Source organism: Variovorax sp. 01T439_2, assembly GCF_056398445.1.
In genome coordinates this window covers 1-5,233 of the sequence record NZ_JBFTPJ010000513.1, presented here as the reverse complement: position 1 = coordinate 5,233, position 5,233 = coordinate 1, and the positions used below count along the sequence as shown (strand labels likewise).

6 protein-coding genes and 1 pseudogene are annotated in these 5,233 nt (G+C 66.8%); 6 read left to right on the top strand and 1 reads right to left on the bottom strand.

Features of this window, described 5'->3' with window-relative positions:
* Window positions 1-18: 18 nt before the first annotated feature.
* Window positions 19-576, top strand: coding sequence for an NADPH-dependent FMN reductase (locus AC1DOC_RS21925; protein ID WP_012748068.1), 558 nt, complete (start codon window positions 19-21; stop codon window positions 574-576).
* A 76-nt stretch (window positions 577-652) separates the two neighbouring features.
* Here the strand turns inward: AC1DOC_RS21925 and AC1DOC_RS21920 are convergent, their stop codons facing one another.
* Window positions 653-1,300: an FMN-dependent NADH-azoreductase gene (locus AC1DOC_RS21920; RefSeq protein ID WP_478130472.1), complete on the bottom strand. Its 648-nt coding sequence runs from the start codon at window positions 1,298-1,300 to the stop codon at window positions 653-655.
* A 130-nt stretch (window positions 1,301-1,430) separates the two neighbouring features.
* Here AC1DOC_RS21920 and AC1DOC_RS21915 point away from each other — a divergent pair, with 130 nt between their 5' ends.
* From AC1DOC_RS21915 to AC1DOC_RS21895, 5 genes and pseudogenes are all read left to right on the top strand, one after another.
* Window positions 1,431-2,345 carry a LysR family transcriptional regulator gene (locus tag AC1DOC_RS21915; protein WP_418145376.1) on the top strand — a complete coding sequence of 305 codons (915 nt, stop codon included), beginning with the start codon at window positions 1,431-1,433 and terminating at the stop codon, window positions 2,343-2,345.
* A 112-nt stretch (window positions 2,346-2,457) separates the two neighbouring features.
* Window positions 2,458-3,099: a peroxiredoxin gene (locus AC1DOC_RS21910; RefSeq protein WP_012748065.1), complete on the top strand. Its 642-nt coding sequence runs from the start codon at window positions 2,458-2,460 to the stop codon at window positions 3,097-3,099.
* Between the two features lie 20 nt (window positions 3,100-3,119).
* Window positions 3,120-3,695 carry an RBBP9/YdeN family alpha/beta hydrolase gene (locus tag AC1DOC_RS21905; protein ID WP_012748064.1) on the top strand — a complete coding sequence of 192 codons (576 nt, stop codon included), beginning with the start codon at window positions 3,120-3,122 and terminating at the stop codon, window positions 3,693-3,695.
* A pseudogene (locus AC1DOC_RS21900) lies at window positions 3,692-4,692 on the top strand (sulfate ABC transporter substrate-binding protein). Before AC1DOC_RS21905 ends, AC1DOC_RS21900 begins: the two are co-directional and overlap by 4 nt.
* On the top strand, window positions 4,693-5,233 hold a 541-nt coding region (locus AC1DOC_RS21895), incomplete at its 3' end, for an ABC transporter permease (protein WP_478130471.1). It lies immediately after the preceding pseudogene.

Sequence of the window (5,233 nt, the reverse complement as noted above, 5' to 3'; positions counted from 1 at the left end):
TTTCAAGGAGCTTCATCCATGAGCCAGACCCGAATTGCCGTGATCGTCGGCAGCCTTCGCAAGGATTCGTTCAACCAGAAGCTGGCCCTTGCGCTGGCGCACCTTGCACCGCCGGACTTCACCTTCGAGCATTTGCGCATCGACGACCTGCCCCTGTACAACCAGGACGACGACGGCAACCAGGCGCCTTCGGTGAAGCGGCTCAAGACCGAGATCGTGGCGGCACAGGGCCTGCTGTTCGTTACGCCCGAATACAACCGTTCGGTGCCTGGCGTGCTGAAGAATGCGATCGACCATGCCTCGCGCCCCTACGGGCAGAGCGCCTGGGCCGGCAAGCCCGCGGGCGTGGTGGGCATTTCGGTGGGCGCCACCGGCACTGCGCTGGCGCAGCAGCACCTGCGCAACGTGCTGGCCTATCTCGACGTTCCGACCCTGGGCGCGCCGGAGATCTTCCTGCAGTTCAAGGACGACCTGTTCGACGACAAGGGCCACATCGGCAATGAAGGCACGAAGAAGTTCCTGCAGGGCTGGATGGACAAGTACGTGGCCTGGATCAAGAGCCACGCGGCAGCCTGAGACGGCCTGGGTCCCTGAGCCCGCCAATGAAAATGCCGCCCCGGGGCGGCATTTGCTTTTGGGATGGAACCGAGGCTCAGGCCGCCTGCGCCACGTCCTGCTGGTTGGCGGCTTCGGCCGTGGCCGCAAGGATGTCGGCGCGTGCCGCGGCCAGTGCGGCGGCCTTGGTGGCATCGCCCATGGCCACGCCTTCGGCACGCACGAAGCGCACGTCGGTGATGCCGAAGAAGCCGAACACCACCTTCAGGTAGCTCTCCTGGTGTTCCGCGGCCTGGCCGCCTTCGGTGGTCGAGTAGATGCCGCCGCGGCTGGACGCCACGATCACGGTCTTGCCGCCGGCCAGGCCCACGGGGCCCTTGTCGGTGTACTTGAAGGTGCGGCCGATTTGCRCGAGCCGGTCGATCCAGGCCTTGAGCTGGGTCGGCACCGAGAAGTTGTACAGCGGCGCGCCCACCACGATGACGTCGGAAGCCAGGAACTGGCTCACGAGCTGTTCCGAGAGCGCGTTCTCGCGCTGCTGGGCTTCGGTCGGCTGGGCCTGCACGCCGGTCTTGATGCCCAGGGCATCGGCGCCGAAGTGCGAGGGCGCGTTGGCGGCAAGGTCGAGGTACTCGACCTTGGTGTCGGGATGCGCGGCTTTCCAGGCCGCCACGATCTCTGCCGTGAGGAGGCGGGAGGTCGAATTGGCACTCAGGATGCTGGAGTCGATGTGGAGCAGCTTCATGGTCGATCACTTTCGTGTGGAGGTCGGCGCTCAAAGGTGGCCGGCGATGGGGTAATTCTATTTTTGGTGCGAGTCTCTGATAAGTAGCCAAATTTTGACTACATCGTTCCACATGCAGGACAATCGGCGCATGCAAGACCTCAACGACATGGTTTTCTTCGCCGAAGTGGCCGAGCGCGGCGGCTTTGCCGCGGCCAGCCGCGCGCTCGGCATTCCCAAGTCGCGCCTGTCGCGCCGCGTGGCGGAGCTGGAAGACCGGCTCGGCGTGCAGCTGATGCAGCGCAGCACGCGGCGGCTGTCGCTCACGCCGGCGGGCGAGATCTTCCTGCGGCATTCGGCCGCCGTGCGGGACGCGGCGCAGGCCGCGACCGAGGCGGTGGCGCAGGTGCACACCGATCCCTGCGGCACGGTCCGCCTGAGCTGCCCGATCACCGTCGCCCACAGCGGGCTCGCGCAGCTGCTGCCGCGCTTCATGGAGCGCTACCCTGCGGTGCGCGTGGACCTGCGCGTCATGAACCGGCCGGTGGACCTGATCGAGGAGGGCATCGACATCGCGCTGCGCGTGCGCCCCGCCATTGAGGACAGCACCACGCTCGTGGCCAAGGTGCTGGGCACCAGCCGCGCCGTGCTGGTGGCCCGGCCGGAGCTGCTGCAGCGCGTGGGCCCGGTCCGCACGCCGGCCGACCTCGAGCGGCTGCCGACGACGGCCATGTCGGCCAACGGCGAAGGCCGCAGCGAATGGCGGCTCGAGGGGCCGAACGGCGAGATTCACGTGCACGTCCACACGCCGCGCTGTGTGGCGGACGACCTCGTGACGCTGCAGATGGTCGCGCTCGAGGGCGTAGGCGCGACGCTGCTGCCGGGCTACATGTGCCGCGCCGACGTGGAGGCGGGCCGGCTCGTGCAATTGCTGCCCGGCTGGGGGCCGGCGCCGGTGATCGCGCACATGGTCTTTCCGCAGCGCCGCGCCCTGGTGCCGGCGGTTCGCCAGCTGATCGACTTCCTGGCGGAGCACATGAGCGGGAGCCAATCGGGCATGTATTAGCCGGATCGGCGCCGCTTATGCGAAAAACGCCATAACCAAACAAGTAGATATTCGTTTGGCATTGAAGCTGCACTTCGCACAATCCCAGGTCCCATCCACCCAAGGAGCGACCATGGCGACCCTGCGACTCGGCGACACAGCCCCCAATTTCACCCAGGATTCCAGCGAAGGCCCCCTCGACTTCTACCAATGGGCCGGCGATTCGTGGGTGGTGTTCTTCTCGCACCCGGCCGATTTCACGCCCGTGTGCACCACCGAACTCGGCAAGACCGCGGCCCTGTCGGGCGAATTCGCCAAGCGCGGCGTGAAGCCCATCGCGCTGAGCGTCGACCCGGCCACCAAGCACAAGGAGTGGATCGGCGACATCAACGAGACGCAGAACACCACCGTCAACTTCCCGATCATTGCGGACCACGACCGCAAGGTGGCCGACCTGTACGACCTGATCCACCCGAACGCATCGGCCACGGCCACGGTGCGCAGCGTGTTCATCATCGATCCGAAGAAGGTGATCCGCGCAACCATCACCTACCCGGCCTCGACCGGCCGCAATTTCGACGAGATCCTGCGCGTGATCGACTCGCTGCAGCTCACCGACAGCCACAAGGTGGCCACGCCGGTGAACTGGAAGGATGGCGACGACGTGGTCATCATCCCGAGCATCCAGGACCCGGCCGAACTGGCGGAGCGCTTCCCCAAGGGCTTCAAGGCCGTGAAGCCTTACCTGCGCATCACGCCGCAGCCCAACAAGTAAGCGGACAGGGCAGCGCCTTCATGCAGACTTCCGTGATCATCGTGCCTGGCTGGCGCGACTCCGGGCCCGGCCATTGGCAGAGCCTGTGGGAAGAGCGCATTCCGGGCGCGGCGCGCGTGGTGCAGGACGACTGGGCATCGCCCAAGCGCGAGGCCTGGGTGGCCACGCTCGCCAGGCTGGTGCTCGAAAGCCCCGGGCCGGTGGTGATTGCCGCGCACAGCCTGGGCTGCATCGCCACGGCGCACCTGCCGGCCGAGGCGGCGGCGCGCATCCGCGGGGCGCTGCTGGTGGCGCCGGCCGATCCGGAGCGCCGGGCCGTGCTGTCGGACTTCGCGCCCGTGCCCTATGCGGCGCTGCCGTACCGCAGCATCGTGGTGGCGAGCAGCAACGATCCCTATTGCCCGATCCGTCTGGCCGGCGCGTATTCCCGCGCCTGGGGCAGTGAGTTTGTCCGCATGCAGAATGCGGGGCATATCAACATCGACTCGGGGCACGGAGACTGGCCGCTCGGCCTCGCCTTGCTCCAGTCGCTGACCGACGAGCCCGCCGCCTGGCCGGCGGGCCGTGAATTTTCAGAAAACTTGGCAACCACATGACTTCCAGATTCAAGACCTTTGCCGCCGTGCTCGCGCTGGCGTCTTCCGCGCTCGCGGGCGGCAGCGCCTTTGCCCAGGGCAACACGCTGCTGAACGCCTCGTACGACGTGGCGCGCGAGTTCTACAAGGACTACAACGCGGCGTTCGTGGCCAACTACAAGAAGACCACCGGCAAGGACGTGAAGATCGACCAGTCGCATGGCGGCTCCAGCGCCCAGGCGCGCGCGGTGGCCGACGGCCTCGATGCCGACGTGGTGACCATGAACACCACCACCGACATCGACTTCCTGGCCAACACCGGCGTGGTCGCGAAGGACTGGAACAAGAAATTCCCCGAGAACGCATCGCCCACCACCTCGACCATGCTGTTCCTGGTGCGCAACGGCAACCCCAAGGGCATCAAGGACTGGGAAGACCTGGTCAAGCCCGGGGTGCAGGTCGTGATCGTCAACCCCAAGACCGGCGGCAACGGGCGCTACGCCTACCTGGCGGCTTGGGGCGCGGCACCGACGCCCAGGCGGCCGAGTTCGTCGGCAAGCTGTTCAAGAACGTGCCGGTGCTGGCGCGCGGCGGCCGCGACGCCACCACCGCCTTCCTGCAGCGCAACATCGGCGATGCGCTGATCACCTTCGAATCCGAAGTGGTGTCGATCGAGCGCGAATTCGGCTCGGGCAAGGTCGATTCGGTCTACCCGTCGATCAGCATCGTGGCCGAGAACCCGGTGGCCGTGGTCGAGCGCACCACCAAGAAGAAGGGCACCGGCGAACTCGCCAAGGCCTACCTCGACTGGCTCTACTCCGAAGAAGCGCAGGAAATCGCGGCCAAGCACGCGCTGCGCCCGCGCTCGCAGGCCGTGCTCAAGAAGTACGCCGCCACCTTCAAGCCGCTGCAGCTGTTCACGGTGCAGGAACTGTTCGGCAGCCTCGGCGAAGCGCAGAAGGTGCACTTCAACGACGGCGGCCAGTTCGACAAGCTCTACACGCCTGGCGCAAAGTAAATGAGTGGCGCTGTTTCTTCGGCGCTCCCGTCCGCGGGAGCGCCTTTTTCGCGTGCCAACCGGGCAGGGGGCGCCAAGCGCGTGCTGCCCGGTTTCCACATCACGCTCGGCTTCTCCATTCTTTACCTGAGCCTGATCGTGCTGATCCCGCTCTCGGCGCTGGTCTTCAAGACCTTCACGCTGAGCTGGGAGCAGTTCTGGGTGGCCGTGACCGCGCCGCGCGTGATGGCCTCGTACCGGCTGACCTTCGGCGCCTCGCTGATCGCGGCCGTGGTCAACGCGGTGTTCGGCCTGCTCGTGGCCTGGGTGCTGGTGCGCTACAAGTTCCCGGGCAAGCGCATCGTCGATGCGCTGGTCGACCTGCCGTTCGCGCTGCCCACGGCGGTGGCCGGCATCTCGCTCACGGCGCTGCTCGCCGGCAACGGCTGGATCGGGCAGCTGCTCGAGCCGCACGGCATCAAGCTCGCGTTCACGCCGGCGGGCATCGTGATTGCGCTGATCTTCATCGGCCTGCCGTTCGTGGTGCGCACGGTGCAGCCGG

Bases quoted from the DNA above. Each gene is read 5' to 3' on its own strand.
- AC1DOC_RS21925 (WP_012748068.1), top strand. From the start codon at position 19: ATGAGCCAGACCCGAATTGCCGTGATCGTCGGCAGCCTTCGCAAGGAT.
- AC1DOC_RS21915 (WP_418145376.1), top strand. From the start codon at position 1,431: ATGCAAGACCTCAACGACATGGTTTTCTTCGCCGAAGTGGCCGAGCGC.
- AC1DOC_RS21910 (WP_012748065.1), top strand. From the start codon at position 2,458: ATGGCGACCCTGCGACTCGGCGACACAGCCCCCAATTTCACCCAGGAT.
- AC1DOC_RS21905 (WP_012748064.1), top strand. From the start codon at position 3,120: ATGCAGACTTCCGTGATCATCGTGCCTGGCTGGCGCGACTCCGGGCCC.